Below are 20989 nucleotides of genomic sequence, written 5' to 3'. Positions count from 1 at the left end.
TCTGCTTCACAGCCATCGCGATTCCCTCCGAGCTTCCTCTCAGAGAATCACAACCAGCCAATTACGCAACAGGCCCCTTGTGGGGTGAGAAGCGGTCCGCATTTGCGGACGAAAAGCCGATTGCTTGGCTTTTCGAGCTTTGAACGCCCTGAGCCTGCGAAGGGCCGGGCGGTGTCGCCGAAGGCGGCCGGATGAGGGTGTTCCAGGGAAAGCCAGCGTCACTCCGCTGGAGCACCCCTCATCCGTCTCGGCGCTAACGCGCCGATCCACCTTCTCCCACAAGGGGAGAAGGGAAAGGCGCGTTTCACCCCATCCTGCCTCTTGCCGCCACCGGCAGCGTTTCCAGCACCTTGTCGCCGTCGATCAGATGCACCTGGTCGAACAAATTCGTCACCACGCAGCAATGATCGGGAACGACGCGCACGCGCTCGCCGATGCGCAAGGCGCCGCCCGATAGCGTGACGGTGCCGTGCTCTTCGCTCAAGCCTGTGACGCGGGCGCCCGGTACGCCGAGCAGCTCGCCGAACTCCGGCAGGCCGAGCGTATCGGACGACAGCGCCTTGCTGCCGCTGTCGAGGATGGCGCGCGTCGCCGTGGGATGGCTGACCACGGTTGCCAGCACGGTCAGCGCGCAGTCGTCCAGCGTGCCGACGCCTTTGGCGACCTGGTAGCGGTCGAGATAGATGTAGGTACCGGGCCGGTATTCGGTGACGACGCCGTCCTCGCCGGAGCGCCACATGTCCGGCGTGCCGCCGCTGGAAATGCGGGCACATTCAAGCCCGGCCGCTGTTAGCGTAGAGCGTGCATTGCTCAGCCATGCCTCCGTCTCGGCGGCGCGCCCAGCCGCCGGATAGGTCATCAGCCCGCCGAAGCTGAGGCCCTTGGCCTGATCGATCACCTTCGCCAGCGCCACCGCTTCGTCGGCGCTCTGCACGCCGCAGCGGCCCATGCCCGTGTCGCACTCGACCAGCACCTGCAGTGGATGGCCGGCGTCGGTGAAAGTGGCGGCAAGACCTTCAAGCGTCTCATGGCTGTCCGCCGTCACCGATAGCGTCACGCGCCCATGCAGCGCCTTCAGCCGCTCCAGCTTGGCGCGACCAAGGATGTTGTAAGGGAGAAAAATGTCGGTCAGCCCGGCATCAGCCATCACCTCGGCCTCGCCGATCTTCTGGCAGGTGATGCCGACGGCGCCCGCCTCCACCTGCTTCTTCGCCCAGTAAGGCAGCTTGTGCGTCTTGATATGCGGGCGGAGCTTCAGCCCGTGAGCATCCGCATGGGCCTGCGCTTTCTTGATGTTCGCCTCGGCGCGGGCAGCATCGATGAGGATCGCCGGTGTGTCGAGATCGGCTATGCTTGCCATGAGATCACCCGTCCGAGCATGTCTTCCGCGCGGCGATCCGCTGTGGGACAAAGACATTGCGTTAAAACAAATCAGTTGGGTTATGGCCCCGAACGAAGCCCATGTCACGGGCCAGATCCGCCGGTTTGCGTCGACAGAGGACCGGCATTGGGCTATTCGGAAGGACGGATTTCAGCAGGCGGCGGCCGGAAGGAAGAGAACCCATGAAGCGCTCCAAGATCAACGACATCATCCGCGAAGCCGACGCCTTCATCCGCTCCTTCGGCTATATCATGCCGCCCTTCGCCTATTGGTCGCCGGAAGAGATGAAGGCGCATAAGGGCGACTCCCCGGCCATCTTCACCTCCCGTCTCGGCTGGGACATCACCGACTACGGCCAGGAGAAGTTCGACGAGTTCGGCCTGTTCCTGTTCACAGTGCGCAACGGTCGTTACGAGGACATGAAGCTCGGCATGGGCATGCTTTATGCCGAGAAGATCATGATCTCGCGCAAGGACCAGCTCTCGCCCATGCACCGCCACAACATCAAGGCCGAGGACATCATCAACCGAGGCGGCGGCAAGCTGGTGCTGGAATTGTTCATGCACGACCGCGACGGCGGCATCGACCCCAAGGCCGAAGTCTCGGTGCCGGTCGACGGCACCATGACCAGACTGCCGGCAGGCGGGCTGCTGAAGCTCGATCCGGGCCAGAGCGTGACGCTGCTGCCCGGCGTCTGGCACGCCTTCTGGGCCGAGGGCAAGGATGTGCTGATCGGCGAGGTCTCGACGGTCAATGACGACCTCACCGACAATGTCTTCCGCGATCCGATCGGCCGCTTCTCCAACATCGACGAGGACGTCGCCCCGCTGCACCTGCTGGTGTCGGATTACGAGAAATGGGTGGGGTAGGCGAGGGACGCTCCGCTACCGCGCGTACTTATCCGCCTTGCGGTTTCCGAGCAGCAGCTTGCGCTCCAGATGCGCCCGGAGCTCGCCGTAATAGGCGGTGAGGAAAGCCTTTGAATCGATCGATTCGACTCCGGCGCCGATCTTGCGCGCGATGGTCTCGGCCACCGCCTTCAGCGCCGAATAATCGTCGCGGCGCAGCACTTCCTCGAGCTTCTGCAACTCGGCGATGCCATAGGCGTCGAGCTGCGCGGGGCTGAACTGAAAGCGGGCCGCGACCGGATCCTTGCGCAGCGACAGGTCCTCGAGCAGCGCCACTTTCGGCGCCTCGACCACCCAGGTGCCCGCAAGCAGGTCACCGATCCTGAGCCGGTCGCGGTTGAACAGCGGGAACAGCGAGAACAGCAGCGCCCAGACCAGGCCGAAGATGGTCGACAGCGTGTCGGCGACATCGGCGCTGGCGCGCGCGGCGAGGATCGACAGCGGCAGAAAAACTTCGATCTCGCGCATCAGATTGCGCGCGATGACCTGGTCGATGGTGAGGCCGGCGCCGCTGCGCGACGCGACCCTCACGCCAACCATGCGCTTGCCCGGCGTGGCTGCCCGCCGCCCCGCTTCGAAGGCGATGAAATAGACGTTGCGGAGGAAGAAAATGAAGATGATCCAGACGATGAACAGTGGCTGGGCATCCTGGATACCAAGCCCGGCAAGGCCGAAGATCATCACCAGAGAGACGACCACGGCCGCGACGACGATGATCACCACGTCGAGCAGGAATCCGGAAGCGCGGGTGCCAGCATCCGCCAGCTTGACCCGCAGGTCCACGCCTTCGGGTGTCACCAGCGGACGTATCAGCGCGGCAGGGTTCTTTGCCTTGGCTGTCCTAGCGGTCGCCATGCCGCACCATCCGCAACAGGTAGAAATATGAGATCCAGAGCGCCAGCATGCCGCCGCCGATCGAATAGCGGGCGAGGTCGCTGGTGATCGTCTGCCGGCCGATGCCTTCCAACAGTCCGGCAAAAAGCAGCATCACCGTGACGCCGATCATGGCGGTCGCCGCCACGCGCCCGGCTCGCGCCGCGGCCGCCATGCGGGTCAGCTCGCCGGGAAAGGCGATGCTGGTGCCGATGCGCATGCCGGCAGCTCCCGCGATGGCGATGGCGAACAGCTCCGTCGTGCCGTGGATCGAAAGCCAGCCGCCGAGCTCGAAGCCCAGGTCCTTGGCGGCATAGATCTTGAAAATGGCGCCGAGCATGCAGCCATTCATCAGGATGATCAGAACGCTCGGCACGGCGAAGGCGAAGCCCAGCGCGAAGGCCAGGATCGAGACCTGCGTGTTGTGGGTGAAGAGATAGGCCGCGAAGCCCGACAGGAAATGATCGCCGCCGCCGTAAAGCACGCTGCGCAGCGTCTCGGCCGACGAATCCGGATTGCGCCCGCCCGCCAGGCTCGGTGCGATGATGGCGTCGTACCAGCGTTTGTCCGAAGCGACCAGCCAATAGCCGGCAATGGCACCGATGACGGTGAGCCCGACCGATGTCCATACTTCGCGCCAAAGGTCGCGGATCGCCGCCGGCCAGTCGTGCAGGAAGAAGTCGCCGATGCGCGTTCTCAAGCTCCGCCGCGCGCCATAGAGATAGAAATAGCCGCGCAGGCAGAGTGCCTCGAGATAGGCGATCAGCGCGCTGTCGAGCAAGGTCGCGCGCGCCACCGAAAGCGACGACAGCGCCGAACGGTAGAGGAGCGGCAACGACAGCAATTCGTCTTCTGAGAGCGCGCGCGGCGCGCGCTTCTCGACGCGCGCGAGCAGCGCCTCGAAGGCTTTCCAGTCGGCCTCGCGCTCCTGGCGGAAGCTTGCCAGCGACTGGCGCACGGAATCGGTGCCGGCCGACAGCGTCATAAAAGGTTCTCCTCCTTGAGCTGGATATAGCGCTCGACCAGCGCCGGACCGAGCCGCTGGTGGTCGGCCTCGATGACATGCGCGCCAAGCAGCCTGAGCCTGCCGATCACCACCTGCCGCTGCCGCAAGAGGTCGCCGGCGGTGACGGAACGGGCGACATCTTCGGGTGCAACCGGCGCCATGTCGGCCAGCGTTTCAAGCTCCACATCCTTCATCAGCATGAACAGCACCAGATGCCGCTCGGTCAGCCGGCCCACGGTGCGCAGCATCAGTTCGGCACTGATCGGATCGACGAAATCGGTAAAGACGATGACCAGCGAGCGCCGGTCGAGCTTCGCCGACAGCGTGGTCAGCGCCAGGGTGAAGTTGGTCTCCTCGGTCGAATAGTCGATCTCGGCGGCGCGCTTCTGGATCATGGTGAAGCTCGGCGAGCCGCGCACCGCGCCGCTCGACACGCGCGGCCTGGCGTCGAAGGAGAATAGGCTGACGAGGTCGCCGCCCTTGAGCGCGATGAAGGCCGACAGAAGCGCCGCCGTCACCGCGCGGTCGACCTTCGGTACCCCGTCGACCGGCTCGCATATCAGCCGGCCGCTATCGATGGCCAGAACGATGTTGTTGTTCTCCTCGATCCGGAACTCGCGCGCCAGCAGCTTGCCGTGCCGGGCGCTGCGCTTCCAGTCGATCATGCGCCGCCCCATGCCGGGCTGGTAGTCTTTCAGCGACTCGAACTCGCGGCCCTGGCCGGCGCGCTTCTGCGTATGGCCGTCGGCAAGGGCCGAGCGCTGCAAGAGAGTGATCGCCTCGTCGCGCGCGCTGTTGACATTTGGCAGCACCGCGACCTTGCGGTCGACCGGCAACACGACCTGGTTCCAGATCAGTCCGAACGGACCCTGCCAGCGCAGCCAGAGACGGTCGAAGCCGGCGATGCCGCGGCGGATGGCCTCGAATTCGAGATCGAGCGTGCCGCCATTGGCCGGCAGCGCGCCGCCGGTGCCGGCCAATGGCTGGACCCGCTGGTCGTGCCCGACACGCGCCTGCAGGCGGCGCAGCCTTGCGCCGGCGCCGGCCGCGATGTGCAAGGTGAAGCGCCCGCCGACGCCGACCTGCGGCGGCGCCGTCAGCGTGGCGTTGAGCGAGGCGCGACCCCTGCCTGCGGCTGCGTCCACCGCCAGGAATGCAAGCAGCAGGCAGATCCACAACAGGCCGAGATACCAGACATGCGGCAATGCGAGCGCGATCAGGAAGGCGGGGATCGCCCCCGCCGCAGCTGCCCAGACCGCTCGGCCGCTCGGATAGATCAACGCGGCGCTTCCGTATTGTCGACGAGGTCGGAGACGATCTGCTCGACCAGCCGCCCGTCGATCTGCGCGGCCGGCGAGAGAACGACACGGTGGCGCAGAGCCGGCACGGCCAGCGCCTTGACGTCGTCGGGGATGACATAGTTGCGGCCGTCGAGCGTCGCCCGGGCGCGCGCGGCTCTCGCCAGCATGGCGCCCGCGCGTGGACTCGCTCCCACTTCCAGGTCAGGGCTTTCGCGCGTGCCGCGCACAAGTGCCGCGATATAGCCGACGACGTCGTCGACCAGCGTGACGTCGCCGACCGTGGCCAGCGCCGCTTCCAGCGTCTCGCGGTCGGTCCGCGCCTTGATGCCGTATTGCTCGATATCGTGCGAGGCCGAGCCGCCGCCGTGATGGACGATGATGGCGCGCTCTTCGGTGAGATCCGGATAGCTCACCCGATGCTTGAACAGGAAGCGGTCGAGCTGCGCTTCGGGCAGCGGATAGACGCCCTGGTGCTCGATGGGGTTCTGCGTCGCCACCACCATGAAATTCCGGCCGAGCGAATGCGTGGTGCCGTCGAAGGTGACGGCATGCTCCTGCATGGCCTCGAGCAGCGCGGCTTGAGTCTTCGGCGGCGTGCGGTTGATTTCGTCGGCGAGCAAAAGGTCGCAGAAGATCGGGCCGCGCGTCAGCGTGAACTGCCCGGTCTGGAAGTTATAGATGTTGGCGCCGACGATATCGCCGGGCATCAAGTCGGGCGTGAACTGGATGCGGCCATAGGCGACGCCAAGCGCCTGCGCGAAGCAGCGCGCCGTCATCGTCTTGGCGGTGCCGGGCGGGCCTTCGAGCAGGATATGCCCGCCGGCAAACAGCGCCGTCAGCATCAGGTCGACCGTGTCGCGCTGGCCGGTGATCGCTTTTGCCACTTCTTCCCTGATCGCGTTCGCCAGGGTCTTCACTTCATCGACGTTCAATGAGCCTCCTTGCCGTCCAGTCATGCAGCTTTTCGGCTGCTTCGTGCATTGCGGCCAGATTGTTGGAATCGTGTACTGCCCTGAAGCGGGCGGTGAAGCCGTGCTGTTCTTCCTTGTCGCGGGAATCGAGCCAGCGGTCGAGCGCCTCGCCCTGCAGCCCGTGCGGCGCGCCGAGCAGGGCGGCCGCCCGCTGGCGCATCAGCGCTGCATAGCGGTCGCCAAGCTCCTGCAGCCGCCCGGCGCGCTTCAAAAGCATCGCCGTGGTGTCGACCAGCGCCCGCTTGCCGAAGGCGATGGCGCGCCCCTCCGCGCGCGGTGGGCCGAAGCGGCCGAGCCCGTGCAGGAAGGCGAGCGCGGCCGCCACAAGCACCGACAGCGTCAGCGCCAGGAAAGGCGGTTCGATCAGCAGCTTGGCAAGATCGTAGTTGCCGCCGATGCCGTGCAGCGTCAGATCGAACATGACGGCTCCCTTGGCGGGCTCCAGCATGGCGATGATGTCGAGCGCGGCGGCCGCCTTCTGCTCGTCCTTCAGCGCGGCATTGTTGAGGAAATCGGGATCGGTGAGGATGTAGAAGGGTTCGTTGTCGAGCTCGGTCAGGATAGCCCTGCCGTCGCCCGCCGCGATCAGCGGATGGTCGTCCGCCACCCATTGCAGTTCCTCCGGCGCGGCCACCATGCGGCCGGCGATGTTGATCTGCGAGAGCGTGTTCTTGGCCTCGCCGAGCTTGGTCTTGGCGATGCGGCCGAGCCAGTCGTTGACGACGTTGTTGGGCAGCCGCTCGACCTTTTCCTCCCAGCCTTCATGGCTGAACAAGGGAAAGGTCTGCCATTTGGGCAGCACGAACAACGTGTCTTTGCCAGAGCGCAGCTTGATAAGGCGATCGAGCGCGGCCGGGTCGCTGCCCGGCGCGATGGTGACGACGAGGAGGAAGGTCGACGCCACGGGGGACGCGAGGTCCTTCTCGCCGCGCTCCATCGGCGGCGCCTGTCCGTTGGTGAGCTTCAGCCATTCGACAAGCCCGGCATAGCCGGTGCCGCCCTTCGAGAACGGCGTGGCACCGCCCTGGGGCTGGCGGAAATCCGGCGCATAGGTGGACAGCAGGAAAAATCCGGCCGCCGCCAGCAGGCTGGCGAAAATGCCCCAGAACAGGGTCTTGCGGCTGAACGGTTCTTGCGCTGCGCCTGTCATCTGCGCGGTCATGCCCAGGCATCTCGGAAGGCGAACCGCTCATAGGCTCCGCGCGCCTGCTGCCAGCCTTCGACCCCGACGGGTCGGCGGGCAAACAAGGCGGCCTCGACGATGCGGGCGATCTCGCTGAAGGCGGCGCGGGGCCGGGTGGGGATGGAGCCGGCGGCGGCGATGTCGCGTGCGGTGAGCGATGGACGCAGGAAATCGGGCAGCCGGGTGGCGATATCGGAGACGCTGCGGCGCAACAGTAGATGCACCGCCTCGTCATACTCGCCGCGCGCGGCGAGCGCATCGGCCTCGGAGAGCAGGACCTGGGCAGCGCCCGCGTCAGGGCGCCACTCTTCCTTCGCTTCGGTTTCTTCGCGTTTTCGCCGCCATGGCAGGCGCCAGGCAATGCCTTTCGCCTCGAGGAAAAGCAGAAAAGCAATGATCGCGACGCCGATGATGACCGCGCCCCAGAACAGATAGATCATGTAGGGGCCGAGCTTCGCCAAGCCGTCCAGAAGCGGCTTCAGCCACTCCGGCGGCTCGGGCCGCACATAGGTCGGCAAGGCGAACTGGATCGAATCGTCCCCGAGCAGTTGCTTGTGCAGCTGCGCCAGCCGTCCGGCCTCTTCCGTTCCTGCGGCTGTCACCCGCTCGTTCCCCCTGCAACCTGCGGTTCGGGGCCGACACTGGCAATACGCCATGACAATTGCAAGCGCACTGGACGTAGCCTTTCAATCTTGGCAAATTTACTTTGAAGTCGCCAATGAACGCAGTGGTGACTCGGGGGAAAATTATCATGACGACTGCAACATTGGGACGACCCGGCCGATTCGAGATCGGCAGGGTATTCAGCAACACCTTCGGAGTGATTGGCCGAAACCTCGGACTTTGCGTGGGGTTGGCGGCTTTGTTTTCCGGTCTGCCGGCATTGCTCATCAGGCTGTGGACCCAGCCGCAGATCGACGCCATGATGCAGCGCGACCCCGGCACCATGGCCGACCCAGGCGCCATGTTTCGCAATTCCTACATCACCATCATCGCCTGGTTGATTTCGTTCGTGTGCGCGCTGCTGCTGCAGTCGGCGCTGGTGCGGGCGACCATCGAGGACCTCAATGGCAAGCGTCCGTCCTTTGGCGACTGCATCCAGATTGCGATCCGCTTTCTGCTGCCGACGCTTGGCATCGGCCTGCTCGTCGGTCTCGGTGCGGGTATCGGCCTGATGCTGTTGATCGTGCCGGGCATTATCCTCTGGCTCGGCTGGTCGATGTCGGTGCCGGTCCTGATCCAGGAGCGGCGTGGCGTCTTCGGCTCGATGTCGCGCAGCCGGGTCCTCACCAAGGGCAGCCGCTGGGGACTTTTCGGTCTGTTCCTCATTCTCGTCATCATCGCGATGATCATCCAGTGGGGGATGCTGCTCGTTCTGGTGCTGTTCGGAGGCATCATCGCCGAGATCGGCGCCGCGCTGGTGCAGACGGTGGTCTCGATGGTGCTCTCGATCGCAACCGCGGTGAGCTATGTCGAGCTGCGCCAGGCGAAAGAAGGCGCAAGCATCGACGAACTGGCGGAGATATTCTCCTAGGCAGCAGAGATCACCCGATGGCTTTGGAAAGCCCAGGTGCAGCCGGTAAATTCCGGCTGGGCGGGGTAGTCGGCAATGCGCTCTCGTTCATCGGACGGAATCCGGTTCTCTCGCTGGCGGTCGCCGTGTGCTTTTTCGCCCTGCCGTCGCGACGACCACATACATAGCCTTGCGGCGGGCGAAGGAGGGCGGTGGCGTCGACGAACTGGTGGCCGTCTTTTCCTAGCAATCGGCGACGCCGACGCAATCTGAGCTGAAGGCAATCGCTGGCAAATGGCAAACGGCCGACGCGACCGGGAAGGTCGCGCCGGCCGCTCGGTCCTGGGAGGATTAGGACTCCAGCCAGACTTTCTCAAAGTGCTGCTCGAGCGCCTGGTGCTGTTCGCAGCCCTGCACGCCCTTGCGATAGGTGCGGTAGACCGAGCGCCAGTAGGGCTGGACGATGATGCCGGAGTCGCGCAGGTTGGTCTCGATCTTGGCCATGATCTCCTTGCGCTGGGCGGCATCCGGCGTTGCAAGCGCCTTGTCGAGAAGCTCGTCGAACTCCTTGTTCGAATAGGCGCTTTCGTTCCAGGCGCCGCCCGACTTGTAGGCCAAAGCCAGCACCTGCACGCCGAGCGGGCGGCCGAGCCATTCGGTGCAGGAATAGGGGAACTTGGCCCAGTCGTTCCAGAAGGTCGCGGCCGGCAGCACGGTGCGCTTGATCTTCAGGCCGGCCTCGCGGATTTGCGCGGCAATCGCGTCGGCGGTGCTCTTTTGCCATTCGACGTCGACCGAGATCAGCTCATATTCGTGGTCGGCCTTGCCGGATTCCGAAATAAGCTTCTTGGCCTGTTCGACATCGCGTTTGGCCGGGCCGATATCGGCGAATTCCGGATGCATCGGGCCGACATGGTGGTTGTCGGCGGGCTTGCCGCGGCCGTCGAGCCCGAGCTTCAGGACGGCCGCATTGTCGACGGCAAGCTGGGCGGCGCGGCGCACCTTGAGGTCGTCATAGGGCGCGTTGGAGACATTGAAGCGCGCGACGATGGTCGAGCCGGTGGCGATCTCGGAATTCTGCAGGCCCATCTGATCGGTCTGCGACACGGCATCCGCCGTGGTCTCGTGGTCGGTGTCGATCTCTCCGGACTCGAAGGCGGACAGCGTGGCGTTGGGATCGGAGCCGTAGTCGACCCATTTTATGCCGTCGAGATAGAACTCGCCCTTCCACCACGGCTTGTCCTTGCGCTTCACCTCCGCACCCGTTTCGGCGTCCCAACTCACCAGCTCGCAAGGGCCGGTGGTGATGGCCAAAGCCTTCTTCGGATCGGCGTCGCCCTCATAGGAGCGGTGCATGATCAGCGCCGGATAGTCGGCCATGCCGGCGATCAGCGAGATGTCGGGCTTGGGCAGGTTGATCTTCACGGTGTAGTCGTCGACCTTCTGGATGCCTCCATCGACCGGCTTCTTGGTGTCGGCATTGACCAGCGCGCCCATGCGCGCGGCGACCGAATTGCCGGCGACCGAGGCATCGCACCAGCGGTTGAGGTTGTGGATCACGTCCTCGGCGTTGAAAATGTCGCCGTTCGACCAGGTGATGCCCTTGCGCACATTGAGGGTGATCGTCTTGGCGTCGTCGCTGGTCTCCCAGCTTTCCAGCAGCCAGGGCTCGAAGGAGAAGTCGGTTTTCCAGCGCACCAGATATTCGTTGCACTGACGCGCGACATTTGACATCTCGACGCCGTCGAAGGTGCGCGGATCCTTAAAGCCCTTGACGTTCATCGCGACGCGCAGCACGCCGCCCTTTTTCGGCTCGGCGGCGCGGGCAGGCGAGGCAGCGATCCCGCCCAGGGCGAAGGCACCTGCGGCGCTCACACCGAAGCCGGCCATCAAGGCCAGATATTCGCGCCGGCTGATCGCGCCCTTCCTGAAATCGTGGGCGATCGGCTTGGCTTGCGGATGCAGTTTTCTGTCGGTCAGCATGAATTTCATCGTCGTTCCCTCTGTTGTTGGGCGCTCCGGGCCGCCATGCGGGGGGCGGATGCGTCCGCTGGAGCGCCGTTGCCTGCGAGGGAATGATAGGTCCGCTTTCCGCCGCGAAATGGTTGGGTTTCCGCAGTTCTTGTGCGCTGTTCCGCAGAGGGTACAGCCAATCTCCCCCCTCGTGGGGGAGATGCCCGGCAGGGCAGAGGGGGGCGCTGTCCCGCCGGCGTTTCGGCAGTCAGCGCTACCTTCTCAAGTCGTTCAGATGATCAGAAGTCCGAGGAGCCGCGTTCCTTCGCGCCCCCCTCTGGCCTGCCGGCCATCTCCCCCACGACGGGGGAGATTAGCGCTCCATCGCCGGCGCCCAGCTTCGAGATGTCGCTGATGATCCTCGCGAACGCCTTCCCCGCGCGCGGCACCGTCATCCTTGCCCGCAAAAAGCTGTGCACCAGCCTCGGCTCCTCGCGCCACCAGGCGTGGCCGCCGGCGGCAAGGATGCGCTCGCGATAGACTTCGCCGTCCGACGACAGCGGATCGCATTCGGCGGTGACGATGATCGTCGGCGGCAGGCCGGAGAAATCGTGGTCTCGAAGCGGCGAGAACGTTGGATCGTCCTGTGACTGCCCGGGCGCGGACCGGATGCGACGGTAGAACTCGATGTCGCTTACGCTGAGCAGCGGCGCTTCGGCATGCTCGACATAGGAGCGCCCGGTCTCATCGCCGCCCAGCTCCGGATAGATCAACATCTGTCCAACAGCGTGCCGTTCATGGCGCCGCGTTGCTTGCGCCACCGCGGCAGCGAGATTTCCGCCGGCGCTTTCGCCGCAAAGCACAATCGGCAGTGTGCTCGCCCCGGCTACCCATTCGAACACGGCAAGCGCATCGTCGTAAGAGGCCGGGTGCAGATGCTCCGGCGCCAGCCGGTAGTCGGCCGAGACCACCTCGAAACCGGTGCCGGCGCAGATTTCGGCGCAGATGTCGTCATGGCTATCGAGGTCGCCAAGGACAAAACCGCCGCCATGATAATAGACGACGGTCGCCGCCGCCCCCTTACCCGCCATGCGATAGTGCCGCACCGGGATCGGATGCGTCGCCGTCGCGACGAGGCCGTCGCTGGTCGTCACGCCTTCGGGACAAGGCTGATAAAAAGCCGCGCACATCCGATTGTAGACCGCGCGCTGCTTCGCGATCGGCGCGGCGACGATCTCCGGCGGGTACCAGCTGTTGACCTCGTCGATATAATCCCACAACTCCGGATCGAGCCGGTCGGCATATTGGCCGCGGCTCGACGGATCGGTTTGGGCCCTGGTCACTGCCGTCAAAGCTCGGCGTAGAGCTGCGCAGCGTTCTCGAAGGTGAAACGCAGCGGCACCGAGCCCTCGACCTGCCACACCTTCACTGTGTCTCCCGCCAACAGCCGGCAGGCATCGAGCGTATTGGTGACGGCGCCGCCATAGAGGCGGTTGGCGAGGTTGAGGATGCCGGTCTGGTGCATGGCCGCACTGGCGCTGCCGCAGGCATCCTTGACCAAAAGCACGCGAAAGCCGCGCGCTACCGCGTCCTTCACCGTCGCGTCGATGCAGGCCTCGGTCCAAACGCCCGCAATCACCAGCCATTCGATGCCCGAGGTCTTGAGCTTGTCGCCAAAATCGTTCCTGGCGAAAGCGCTGGCTTCCTGCTTGACCAGCGTGGCTTCGCCATTTTGCGGCGCCACTTCATGGCAGATTGCGGTCAGCGGATCGTCCTTGTCGGAAAAGGCCGATTTGCCGCTTTCATCGACTGGGTGGAACGGCCGCGCCGCGGCGAGATCGACGATATACGCCCAATGATAGAGCGGCACGAAGTTGCGCCGCGCCGCCTCCTGCAGGCGCTGCACATTGGCGAGGATGTCGGCAAAACCCTCGACCAGATAGCGCTTGTCCTTGCGATGCTCCTCCTGGAGATCGATGAACACCGCGGCCACTGTACCGCGTCGGATGGAAATGGGTGTTTTCATGCGAAATGTGCTGTCGATGCGTTGGCGCTAATTGTCAAGAAACTCGTCTTCATACGGAAACCGCGAAAGCAGCTCGGTGCCGGTCTCGGTAATGAGAATCTCATCCTCGAGCTTGACGCCCTCGCGACCGCCCTTCTCGCCGATATAGCTTTCCACGCTCACCACCATGCCGGGCACGATGATGCCATCGCGGCCATAGGTCTCGTAGTCCATCGCGTGCGCGATGAAAGGCGTCTCACCATGCATGCCGACGCCATGCATGACCGAGGTGTAGCGCTGGTCGACGAAGCGGTCCGGGATCTTCCAGGCTTTTTCGGCGATCTCGCGGAACGCCATGCCGGGCTTCACGATCGAGATGTTGTGCTGCACCTGGTCGTGCGCCATGCGGTAAAGCGATTTCTGATAGGGCGTCGGCTTGCCCGGGCCGCAGCGGAAGGTGCGCGAGAAGTCGGAATAATAGCCGTAGCAGCCGATCGTGTCGGTATCGAGCGCCAGCAACTCGCCCGGCCTGATCTTGCGCCCGCTCGCCTCGTTGAACCACGGGTTGGTGCGCTGTCCCGAAGTGAGCAGCCGGGTCTCGATGAACTCGCCGCCTTGGCGGATCACCTCGCCATACATGATGGCGAACAGCTCGTTCTCGGAAACGCCAGGCTTGATCGCCTCGCGCACCGCCGCCACCGCGGCCTCGGCGCCCGCCATCGACGCCAGCAGGCATTTCACTTCCTCCGGCGTCTTGACCGCGCGCACCGCCAGTATCTCGCCCTGGCAGTCCTTCACCTCGCAGCCGCGCTTTTCCAGCGCCAGCGCCTGCAGATGGCTGCAGCGGTCGAGCCCGAGCTTCATCGAGCCGCCGCCATGCTTCTTCAGAAGCTCGGCGATCTCGTCGGCGAACGGCCCGGCGGTCTCGTCGTCGCGGCCCGACACCGACGACCAGACGAGCTTGGACGGCCGCGCCTCGTCGATCGTGTCGAGCACCATCGAGACATGGTAGCTCTGCGGATATTCGAACAGCACGATCGGCCCTTCGGTCGGGATGAAGAAATAGCGCGTCGAGTTGCGCAGGAAATAGCCGAACATGTTGCGCGAGCCGGTGGCGTAGCGCTGGTTGTATGGATCGAACAAAACGACGCCGCCATAACCCGCCTCGCGCATCCAGGCGCGCAGCTTGGCCAGCCGCCCCTTGCGCAGCGCGTCGGCGTCGATGAAGGACGGCTCGGTGTCGGACAGCCACATGCCGCCGGCCGGATCGGCCGCGACGGGGTGGCGCATGCGATCCTTGAAGTCCACATCCTCGGTGCTGTCGGGGTCGAATACGACGATGCTCATGTGCGGCCTCCTGTTGTGGAGAACATAGCCGGGTACGGTTTTAGGCTTGTGCGGAATTCCGCGATTGTTGTGCCGGATGCCGCATCATAACTTCGTCATTCTAGGGCGAGCAAGGAGCGAAGCGACGCGCGCAGACCCTAGAATCCATGCCGTTACGTCGGCCAGACAATGCAGCGGTGCAGAAAATCCTTGCTGCGGCCGGGTGCCAATTCTGCATCGCCGAGACGCTTTCAGGTCACGGCATGGATCCTAGGGTCTTCGCTCCGCTGCGCGTCGCTTCGCCCTAGGATGACGAAGGAGCGTGGAGCCGCACCACTCCACCTAATGCCGCCGCATCGCCTTAGGCGCGTGCCCGTGCTCCTCGCGAAACGCCCTTGCAAAGCTCGACATTGACGCAAACCCGCACGCCAGCGCCACATCCCTCACCATCAGCGTCGAATGCGCCAGCAGGTCGGCGGCGCGCTTCAGCCGCAGCCTCCGGTAATATCCATTGGGCGAAATATCCAGCTCGGCGCGGAAACTGCGCTCGAGCTTGTCGGGCGAGACGCCGAGCCGTTGCGCCAGCTCCGCCATGCCGAGCCTTTCCTCGACCGCATCCTCCATGATGGCGATGGCCGACAGAACCAGCTCGTTCTGGACCCCGGTGCGCAGCCTGAGCGGCATCAGCTTGCGGTCGACGCTCGACCGCAATGGTGAGTGCACGAACCATTCGGCGACGCCCGCCGCGATCTCGGCGCCATAGTCGCGCGTGACAATCTCCAGCATCATGTCGAGGCTGCCGACGCCGCCGGCCGAGGTGAAGCGCTTGCGGTCGATGACGAAGAGATCGCGCCGAAGCTCGATATCCGGAAAAGCCTCGCTGAAGGCTGCCTGGCTGGTCCAGTGCAAAGTGCAGGCATGGCCGTCGAGCAGGCCGGCGCGGGCGAGGAAGAATGCGGCATCGGCGACAGCGCCGATATGCGCGCCGCTGCGCAGGCTTTTGCGGATCCAGCTCATCGCCTCGTCCGCCACGACATGATCGGCATCGCCACCGGAACACACGACGATGCGGTCGACCTTCGGCGCGTCGGCGGCCGAGAAGCCGGGTTGGATGACGACGCCGTTCGATGCCTCCACGCTACCCCTATCGGCGCCGACGATCACCCATCGATAGCAGTCGCGCTTGGCGAGAATGTTGACGGCGCGCAGCGGCTCGATGACGGACGAAAATGCCATCATCGGAAAGCCTGGGAAAACCAGCACTGCGAAGGTGAGGGGCGCTTCGCGCGGTTCCGGCGGCGCACGGTCGCGTTTTCGGCTGGCGAGGCTGTCGCTCACGTTTTTGTATTTCCCACGTGCTGCATTGGTGGCAGAGAAGACCAAACTGTAGCCGGCCCCTCGGCTGGCTTGCAACGGAGCAACAACACGATGTTTGCGGCAACGGCAATCGACACAAGCAATAAGCAAGCTTTCTACAAGGAATTGGCAGTGCAATTGAAAGCGCTGCTCGAAGGCGAGGGCGATTCCGTCGCCAACGCCGCCAACACCGCGGCGCTGATCTATCAGATGGTGCCCGACCTCAACTGGGCCGGCTTCTATTTTCTCGCCTCCGACGACGAGCTGGTGCTCGGACCCTTCCAGGGCAAGCCCGCCTGCGTTCGCATCGCCGTCGGCAAGGGCGTCTGCGGCAAGGCCATCGAGCTCGACATGTCGATGCTGGTCAAGGACGTCAACGAATTTCCCGGCCACATCGCCTGCGATGCCGATTCGCGCTCGGAGCTGGTCGTGCTTCTGCGCGATGCCGAAGGCGCGTTCGGCGTGCTCGACCTCGACAGCCCGCTGCCCGGGCGCTTCGACAAGGAAGACCAGGCAGGCATAGAGAAGCTCGCCGCGATCTATGTCGCGGCGTGTGAGTTCGAGGACAATGACGAGGACTGAGAGGTGAGGCCGGTCTCGGCCTGCCTCAGACGAGCTTCACCAGTGTCAGGCTGAAGCCCGCGATGAAGAGGAAGGCCGAGAAGGCCAGCACCAGAGGCTGAAGACCGCGCGAGCGCAGCTGGGAAATATCGGCCTGAAGGCCCATGGCGGCAAGCCCCATGGTCAGCATGACCTGCGCGGCCAAAGCGAACGCGGTATGGATCTGGGCCGGGACCGCAACCACGCTGTTCAGCGCCACCACCGCGACGAAGGCGACGACGAACCAAGGCATGGGCGGCTTGGTGCCGGAAGCATCACTGCTGCCGCGGCGTGCCATGAAACCGAGCGCGATCACCATCGGTGCCAGCATCGCGACACGCGTCAGCTTGGCGACGGTCGCGGTCTCGCCGGCAAGCGTGCCGTTCTGGAAGCCGGCGCCGATCCCTTGCGCCACCTCATGGATCGAGGCTCCGGCCCACAGACCGAAGGCGTGCTGGTCGAGCCCGAAGACCGGCGCCAGCAGCGGAAAGCCGAGCATGGCGACGGTGCCGAACAGCGTGATCGCGGCAACCGCGTAGGTCACGTCCTCGTCGCGCGCGCCGGTGGCGATGTTGGTGGCGACGATCGCCGAAGCTCCGCAGATCGAGGTGCCGGCGGCGATCAACTGCGCCAGCTTGGCATCGACGCCGATCAGCTTGCCGAGCGTGACGGTGAAGAGGAAGGTGGTGCCGAGCGTGGCCGCGACGATGCCGACGCCGCCAAGGCCGATGCCCGCCACCTGGCCGAACGTGAGCCGGAAACCGAGCAGCACGATGGCGAAGCGCAGCAGGCGTTTTTGCGAAAAGGCGATGCCGGCCTTGGCGTGGGCGGGCAGGCCGAGCACGTTGGAATAGATCATGCCGGCTACCACGGCCAGGATCATCGGGCTGAACAAGGCAAAGCCTGAGACATTGTGGGCTGAGAAGGCCACAGCGGTGATCATCGCCACCAGCACGATGCCGGGGATAATGCCGTTCCACGCTGAATCGAGCCGCTTGCGGCCCGCGGCCAGATCGGCAGGAATCGGGCTTGTCGGAATATCGTTCGCGATGTGAGTGGCGGAGGACAATGCAATTCTCCAGGCGAGTGTGCCGGAGGAATGTCATTCCCGAACAAATCTTTCCAACGAATTGTTCTGGTTGGAATGATCGATTTTTGCGAACGATTGATTTTTGAGCTGAGGATCGAACACCTCCCGAATTCGACAGGCTGGGCCAATCTCAAAATCTTGACGGGCTGAACTTCCTGTTCCAGCGTGGCGCCATGTTCGTTTTTGCACGCGCCATCACCAAGCGACGTCGCCTCCATACGATGGGGAGCGGTAAGCCGATTGCGCGACGACAAACACCGGCCGAATAAATTCCGGTTTGTTCGTTTCCCGCCCCGCCGCGACATCCGCTGGCGGGGTTTTCATGTCTGGAGCCTTGCTGTGACCAATTCTTCCATCCGGTTTCGGCCGGCCGAACGTGCTGACGCTGCCACGATCAGGGACATCGTGCGCGCCGCCTATTCCAGATGGGTGCCGTTGATCGGCCGCGAGCCGATGCCGATGCGCGCCGACTATGACAGAGCAGTTGCCGAGCATCCGTTTGAACTCGCCGTCGAGGACGATCGCATTGTCGGCATGATCGAGACCATGCTGGAGGAGGATCACCTCTGGATCGAGAATGTCTGCGTGGCGCCGGACGCGCAGGGCAGGGGCATTGGCCGGCTGTTGCTCGAACGGGCCGAGCACAAGGCGCGCGTGGCGAGCCGCTTCGAATTGCGCCTGCTGACCAATGGCGCCTTCGCAGCCAATGTGTCGCTTTACAAGAAGCACGGCTATACGATCGACCGCGAAGAACCGTTCATGAACGGCACGACGGTCTATATGAGCAAGAAGCTGGCATGATGCAGAACGCGGTCGATGATCTCTGTAGGATTGCTCCCAAGTTGACGCAGAATCTCGGTTTGGAGCAGATTGCTGCCGCTCAGACGTGCATCGAATCCGTGATCGCCGACAAACAGAGGAGGTTCGGATGGCAATCAGGGTCCGGTTGAAGCCACTCTCGGAGCGGTATGCGGTTTCGCGCCTCGAAGCAAAAGAGAGCATTCCCGGCTGGGCCGACGGACCGGGCTTCGTCAGCATCACCAGGACCGAGGACGAGCTTTCGGTAGTCTGCCTGCAGGAGCGGGTGCCGGACGGGGTGCAGCACGACAGGGACTGGGTCGCCCTGAAACTCCAGGGTCCCTTTGCCTTCGACGAAACAGGCATCGTGCTGTCGGTAATAAAGCCATTGTCGGAAAACGAACTCGGTATTTTTCTGGTATCCACTTTCGATGGCGACCATCTGCTCGTCAAAGAGAAGGATGAAGCCGCGGCAAGGGGGCTTCTGGTCGCGGCGGGGCACATTCTTCTGTAGCCGCCTGGCTCAATCGCCCGCCCTTGCGTTTGACATCGCTCTTGCCGCATCGTCATCTCTGACGCGATGCGACGATCCGGCGATCGCCCCCCAATCACATCAGATATCCCGCCCAAGGAGAACCATGTCACACAATCTGCAGTTCTATATCGATGGCGTGTGGGTCGATCCTGTTGTGCCCAACACACTCGACGTCATCGATCCCTCCAACGAGGACGCTTTCGCGCAGATTTCGCTGGGCTCCAAGGCCGATGTCGATAAGGCGGTGGCGGCGGCCAAGCGCACCTTCGCCAGTTTCGGCTTCACTTCGGTCGAGGAGCGGCTCGACATCCTCAACCGCATCATCGAAATCTATAAGAAGCGCAGCAAGGACCTTGCGCTCGCGGTCTCGCGCGAGATGGGCGCGCCGCGCCAGATGGCGCTGGACAGCCAGGTCGGCGTCGGCCTTGCGCATCTGGAGAAGATGGCCGAGGTGCTGAAGACCTTCCAGTTCCGCCACATCAAGGGCACCTCGCTCATCGTCAAGGAGCCGATCGGCGTCGTCGGCCTGATCACGCCGTGGAACTGGCCGCTGAACCAGATCACCTGCAAGGTCGGTCCCGCGCTTGCCGCCGGCTGCACCATGGTGCTCAAGCCGTCCGAGATCGCGCCGCTCGACGCCATCATCTTCGCCGAGATCATCGACGAGGCCGGCGTGCCAAAGGGCGTCTTCAATCTCGTCAACGGTGACGGCCCGACCGTCGGCCAGGCGCTGGCCAGCCACCCGGATGTCGACATGATGTCCTTCACCGGCTCCACCCGCGCCGGCATCCTGGTCGCCAAGGCGGCGGCCGACACGGTCAAGCGCGTGCATCAGGAGCTCGGCGGCAAGTCGGCCAACATCCTGTTCCCCGATGTCGATCTGGAGCGGGCCGTCACCAAGGGCGTCGCCGGCTGCTTCGGCAACAGCGGCCAGTCCTGCAACGCGCCGACCCGCATGTTCGTGCCGCGCGACCGCCATGACGAGGCCGCCGGCTATGCGAAGAAGGCGGCAGAGAAATTCACCGTCGGCCCGGCCGATGCGCCCGCGTCCAAGCTCGGCCCGGTGGTCTGCCAGCTCCAGTTCGACAAGATCCAGGACCTGATCCAGAGCGGCATCGACGAAGGCGCCACCCTGGTTGCCGGCGGCCCCGGCCGCCCGGCCGAGCTCAACCGCGGCTACTATGTCCGCCCGACGGTCTTCGCCAACGTGACGCACGACATGCGCATCGCCAGGGAAGAAATCTTTGGACCGGTGCTGTCGATCATGCCTTACGACACGGTCGAGCAGGCGATCGAGCAAGCCAACGACACTGTCTTCGGCCTTGCCTCCTATATCCAGGCCAAGGACATCGAGAAGGCGCGCCAGGCGGCCGCCCGCATGCGCTCCGGCACCGTTTACATCAACTACCCGGCCTGGGACGCGGGCCTGCCCTTCGGCGGCTACAAGCAGTCCGGCAACGGCCGCGAATATGCCGAATACGGGCTGGAGGATTTTCTCGAGATCAAGGGTATCGCGGGGTATGCGGCGGCTGAGTAGGTCACCGTAGCCAGTGATCGTCAGCGCTGAAGTAAAAAAGGCGCGGTTCAATCGCGTTCTTATTTTTGAAAACAAGTTGACCAGGGACGGCCAATATACTCAAAGACTGATCCAACGGAGACATCGCCTGGTCGGGATGAGATGACGCGTATCTATTAGGCTTGGCTGATGCGATTGGGGCTGGCTGACTGGCTGTGTTTCTCGAACAATCGGAGCTTTGCCGGATATCCAAGCCGTATCGGTGTTTGGCAGCCCCCGCATTTGAATGTAGCCACGGACTTGAACCAGGAGCCTTTCCGGATAATCGGATGCCGGCATCTTGGACATTCGAATCTGAGATCTGTCTCATTCAGGTTTTGAGGAATCGACATTTTGCCACACGCTCCTATGCACCCACCGATAGCACGTTAAAGTAGCAATGTTTCAGTCCTGCGACCGCCAGACTGCCGCGTTGTAACGAGAGTGATTCCTGGCAACGGAACTGCGATCAGGGCCAAGCATCGTGCTCGACCGACCGAGCATTTGGCTACAAGGCGGCCTTTCTGCGAAACACACCGGAAAGGATATTTGGTAAGGATTAATTCAACCGGGCCGAGTATGGTGAGAGTGGCGGCTCCAGCTTGGGGGGGTGGATTGGGCCAGAGCCGCCTGCA

19 protein-coding genes are annotated in these 20989 nt (G+C 64.0%); 6 read left to right on the top strand and 13 right to left on the bottom strand.

The window, feature by feature from the left end:
• Positions 1-304 precede the first annotated feature (304 nt).
• Positions 305-1360: a D-TA family PLP-dependent enzyme gene (locus LB552_RS17220; protein ID WP_224608582.1), complete on the bottom strand. Its 1056-nt coding sequence runs from the start codon at positions 1358-1360 to the stop codon at positions 305-307.
• A gap of 203 nt (positions 1361-1563) precedes the next feature.
• Between LB552_RS17220 and LB552_RS17215 the strand changes: the two genes are divergently transcribed.
• Positions 1564-2250: a D-lyxose/D-mannose family sugar isomerase gene (locus LB552_RS17215; protein WP_224608579.1), complete on the top strand. Its 687-nt coding sequence runs from the start codon at positions 1564-1566 to the stop codon at positions 2248-2250.
• A 15-nt stretch (positions 2251-2265) separates the two neighbouring features.
• Here the strand turns inward: LB552_RS17215 and LB552_RS17210 are convergent, their stop codons facing one another.
• The 6 genes from LB552_RS17210 to LB552_RS17185 are packed head-to-tail and all read right to left on the bottom strand — an operon-like array spanning position 2266 to position 8225.
• On the bottom strand, positions 2266-3144 hold the full coding sequence (locus tag LB552_RS17210; RefSeq protein WP_224608577.1) for an RDD family protein: 879 nt from the start codon (positions 3142-3144) through the stop codon (positions 2266-2268).
• Positions 3131-4147 carry a stage II sporulation protein M gene (locus LB552_RS17205; protein ID WP_224608574.1) on the bottom strand — a complete coding sequence of 339 codons (1017 nt, stop codon included), beginning with the start codon at positions 4145-4147 and terminating at the stop codon, positions 3131-3133. Before LB552_RS17205 ends, LB552_RS17210 begins: the two co-directional genes overlap by 14 nt.
• A complete protein-coding gene (locus LB552_RS17200; RefSeq protein ID WP_224608572.1) occupies positions 4144-5448 on the bottom strand; it encodes a DUF58 domain-containing protein in 1305 nt (434 codons plus the stop codon). Before LB552_RS17200 ends, LB552_RS17205 begins: the two co-directional genes overlap by 4 nt.
• Entirely contained in the window at positions 5445-6401 is a 957-nt protein-coding gene (locus LB552_RS17195) for an AAA family ATPase (RefSeq protein WP_095767774.1), read from the bottom strand. The genes LB552_RS17200 and LB552_RS17195 overlap by 4 nt, the downstream gene beginning before the upstream one ends.
• Positions 6388-7602, bottom strand: coding sequence for a DUF4350 domain-containing protein (locus LB552_RS17190; RefSeq protein WP_224608569.1), 1215 nt, complete (start codon positions 7600-7602; stop codon positions 6388-6390). Before LB552_RS17190 ends, LB552_RS17195 begins: the two co-directional genes overlap by 14 nt.
• A complete protein-coding gene (locus LB552_RS17185; RefSeq protein ID WP_224528999.1) occupies positions 7599-8225 on the bottom strand; it encodes a DUF4129 domain-containing protein in 627 nt (208 codons plus the stop codon). The genes LB552_RS17190 and LB552_RS17185 overlap by 4 nt, the downstream gene beginning before the upstream one ends.
• 149 nt (positions 8226-8374) lie before the next feature.
• On the opposite strand from LB552_RS17185, the gene LB552_RS17180 reads away from it, so the two are divergent.
• Complete coding sequence (locus LB552_RS17180; protein WP_224608567.1) at positions 8375-9157, top strand: hypothetical protein; 783 nt, start codon at positions 8375-8377, stop codon at positions 9155-9157.
• Between the two features lie 330 nt (positions 9158-9487).
• Here the strand turns inward: LB552_RS17180 and LB552_RS17175 are convergent, their stop codons facing one another.
• The 5 genes from LB552_RS17175 to LB552_RS17155 all read right to left on the bottom strand — a co-directional run bounded on the left by LB552_RS17175 (position 9488) and on the right by LB552_RS17155 (position 15659).
• Positions 9488-11128, bottom strand: a complete 1641-nt coding sequence (locus tag LB552_RS17175; RefSeq protein WP_224608564.1) for an ABC transporter substrate-binding protein — start codon at positions 11126-11128, stop codon at positions 9488-9490.
• Between the two features lie 260 nt (positions 11129-11388).
• Positions 11389-12441, bottom strand: a complete 1053-nt coding sequence (locus LB552_RS17170) for an alpha/beta hydrolase (RefSeq protein WP_411966186.1) — start codon at positions 12439-12441, stop codon at positions 11389-11391.
• On the bottom strand, positions 12438-13115 hold the full coding sequence (locus tag LB552_RS17165) for an isochorismatase family protein (protein WP_224546725.1): 678 nt from the start codon (positions 13113-13115) through the stop codon (positions 12438-12440). The genes LB552_RS17170 and LB552_RS17165 overlap by 4 nt, the downstream gene beginning before the upstream one ends.
• 27 nt (positions 13116-13142) lie before the next feature.
• Entirely contained in the window at positions 13143-14441 is a 1299-nt protein-coding gene (locus LB552_RS17160; protein WP_224528993.1) for a M24 family metallopeptidase, read from the bottom strand.
• Positions 14442-14762: 321 nt separating this feature from the next.
• Entirely contained in the window at positions 14763-15659 is an 897-nt protein-coding gene (locus LB552_RS17155) for a GlxA family transcriptional regulator (protein WP_224608594.1), read from the bottom strand.
• 189 nt (positions 15660-15848) lie between these two features.
• Between LB552_RS17155 and LB552_RS17150 the strand changes: the two genes are divergently transcribed.
• On the top strand, positions 15849-16358 hold the full coding sequence (locus LB552_RS17150) for a GAF domain-containing protein (protein WP_224608558.1): 510 nt from the start codon (positions 15849-15851) through the stop codon (positions 16356-16358).
• A 25-nt stretch (positions 16359-16383) separates the two neighbouring features.
• Here LB552_RS17150 and LB552_RS17145 read toward each other — a convergent pair whose 3' ends face one another.
• The gene (locus LB552_RS17145) at positions 16384-17445 is read right to left on the bottom strand and encodes a YeiH family protein (RefSeq protein WP_224608555.1); all 1062 of its coding nucleotides are present in this window, start codon (positions 17443-17445) and stop codon (positions 16384-16386) included.
• Positions 17446-17805: 360 nt separating this feature from the next.
• Between LB552_RS17145 and LB552_RS17140 the strand changes: the two genes are divergently transcribed.
• The 3 genes from LB552_RS17140 to LB552_RS17130 all read left to right on the top strand — a co-directional run bounded on the left by LB552_RS17140 (position 17806) and on the right by LB552_RS17130 (position 20336).
• Positions 17806-18267, top strand: coding sequence for a GNAT family N-acetyltransferase (locus LB552_RS17140; RefSeq protein WP_224608552.1), 462 nt, complete (start codon positions 17806-17808; stop codon positions 18265-18267).
• Between the two features lie 127 nt (positions 18268-18394).
• Positions 18395-18778 carry an ACT domain-containing protein gene (locus tag LB552_RS17135; RefSeq protein ID WP_224608549.1) on the top strand — a complete coding sequence of 128 codons (384 nt, stop codon included), beginning with the start codon at positions 18395-18397 and terminating at the stop codon, positions 18776-18778.
• A gap of 124 nt (positions 18779-18902) precedes the next feature.
• Entirely contained in the window at positions 18903-20336 is a 1434-nt protein-coding gene (locus tag LB552_RS17130; RefSeq protein ID WP_224608546.1) for an aldehyde dehydrogenase family protein, read from the top strand.
• Positions 20337-20989: the final 653 nt, after the last annotated feature.

The sequence above is a fragment of the Mesorhizobium sp. CA7 genome, from assembly GCF_020165015.1.
Lineage (GTDB): Bacteria > Pseudomonadota > Alphaproteobacteria > Rhizobiales > Rhizobiaceae > Mesorhizobium.
This window is presented reverse-complemented; position numbering and strand designations above follow the sequence as displayed.

Bases quoted from the DNA above. Each gene is read 5' to 3' on its own strand.
- LB552_RS17175 (WP_224608564.1), bottom strand. From the start codon at position 11,128: ATGAAATTCATGCTGACCGACAGAAAACTGCATCCGCAAGCCAAGCCG.
- LB552_RS17130 (WP_224608546.1), top strand. From the start codon at position 18,903: ATGTCACACAATCTGCAGTTCTATATCGATGGCGTGTGGGTCGATCCT.
- LB552_RS17155 (WP_224608594.1), bottom strand. From the start codon at position 15,659: ATGATGGCATTTTCGTCCGTCATCGAGCCGCTGCGCGCCGTCAACATT.
- LB552_RS17205 (WP_224608574.1), bottom strand. From the start codon at position 4,147: ATGACGCTGTCGGCCGGCACCGATTCCGTGCGCCAGTCGCTGGCAAGC.
- LB552_RS17150 (WP_224608558.1), top strand. From the start codon at position 15,849: ATGTTTGCGGCAACGGCAATCGACACAAGCAATAAGCAAGCTTTCTAC.
- LB552_RS17210 (WP_224608577.1), bottom strand. From the start codon at position 3,144: ATGGCGACCGCTAGGACAGCCAAGGCAAAGAACCCTGCCGCGCTGATA.
- LB552_RS17180 (WP_224608567.1), top strand. From the start codon at position 8,375: ATGACGACTGCAACATTGGGACGACCCGGCCGATTCGAGATCGGCAGG.
- LB552_RS17190 (WP_224608569.1), bottom strand. From the start codon at position 7,602: ATGACCGCGCAGATGACAGGCGCAGCGCAAGAACCGTTCAGCCGCAAG.
- LB552_RS17165 (WP_224546725.1), bottom strand. From the start codon at position 13,115: ATGAAAACACCCATTTCCATCCGACGCGGTACAGTGGCCGCGGTGTTC.
- LB552_RS17220 (WP_224608582.1), bottom strand. From the start codon at position 1,360: ATGGCAAGCATAGCCGATCTCGACACACCGGCGATCCTCATCGATGCT.
- LB552_RS17215 (WP_224608579.1), top strand. From the start codon at position 1,564: ATGAAGCGCTCCAAGATCAACGACATCATCCGCGAAGCCGACGCCTTC.
- LB552_RS17135 (WP_224608549.1), top strand. From the start codon at position 18,395: ATGGCAATCAGGGTCCGGTTGAAGCCACTCTCGGAGCGGTATGCGGTT.
- LB552_RS17160 (WP_224528993.1), bottom strand. From the start codon at position 14,441: ATGAGCATCGTCGTATTCGACCCCGACAGCACCGAGGATGTGGACTTC.